Annotated in this window: 1 protein-coding gene; it reads right to left on the bottom strand. The window is 57.6% G+C overall.

Going from position 1 to position 962, the window contains the following annotated elements:
• A partial coding sequence (locus PQR53_RS38830; protein ID WP_408465882.1) for a hypothetical protein occupies window positions 1–889 on the bottom strand: 889 nt, incomplete at its 3' end.
• Window positions 890–962: the final 73 nt, after the last annotated feature.

Genomic DNA, 962 nt, shown 5'->3' with positions numbered 1-962 from the left:
GTGGCGGCAGTGGCATAACAGCATTGGCATCCGCCCAGGGCTCAAGCTGCTTGAGGCGTTTCTCGATCAGCTTCAGGCCGATGTTCCAGCTTTTGCGAATTTCCAGCTCAAACGCTTCCTCGGAAAGGTAGGCATCCGATGCCAGGCACTCGCGCATCTGAGCGAGGAAGCCGACAGGATGAAAATGCCAGTTTTTCGGGTCCATCGGCGTGGACAGGGGCGCCTTGTTTGCAGCGTTCAAGCCATTGTTTTTTACGTTTGCATCACGCCAGAACTGCTGCTTCTGCGCATCCCGGAGAAACGCATTGAACTGATCGGCCGTCATCTGCGGAAGCGGCGGATGCCCGCCAGTCTGCAATTTCGCGTAACGCGTGCTGTTGCGGTCGCTGTCCCATTCCGTGTGAAACCGGATAGTCGTCGTTCGGAGGATCGCATCCACCCCTTCGGAATGCAGATCATCCAGGTTCAGGATCGCCGAAGACCTGTGCGCCGCGCCCACGATGGCGTGCATCACCGCATCATCGTCTTCGACAAAGCCATCGTCCTGCGTATTCAGTTCCATGTCTTCGTACGCCTGCCAGCCTCGCACGATCCAGTCGCTGTCGGTGGTCAGCGTGACCCAGGCATCGCGGACAAAGTCCCGGCCATCGGCAGCGGCGTCCGCCTGACGGCCATACGCGTAGTAGGCCGTACCGTCCATGCCGTACAGCTTGAAACAGATCAGCTTGTTCAACGCTTCAGGCTTTTTGCCATCAACCGCACAGGGGATCGCGGCGAGAAAACATGATCCCGATGCGAAGAGCCTCATTGTGGATGCGGATATTCTCCCTGTTCTAGCGAATATATCGGTCGCCAGCTTCGCCGTCCTCGTCAGCCACACCTTCCCCATGCCGTCGCTTCTCGTTCCGTCTGCATAGTCCTGATGCGAAGAATTGGGGTTATGGATATCCAGCGGAGTCAAT

It is taken from the genome of Paraburkholderia fungorum, from assembly GCF_046027605.1.
Taxonomy (GTDB): domain Bacteria; phylum Pseudomonadota; class Gammaproteobacteria; order Burkholderiales; family Burkholderiaceae; genus Paraburkholderia; species Paraburkholderia fungorum_F.
The sequence above is the reverse complement of the archived record's forward strand: the minus strand, read 5'-3'. Positions and strand labels throughout refer to the sequence as shown.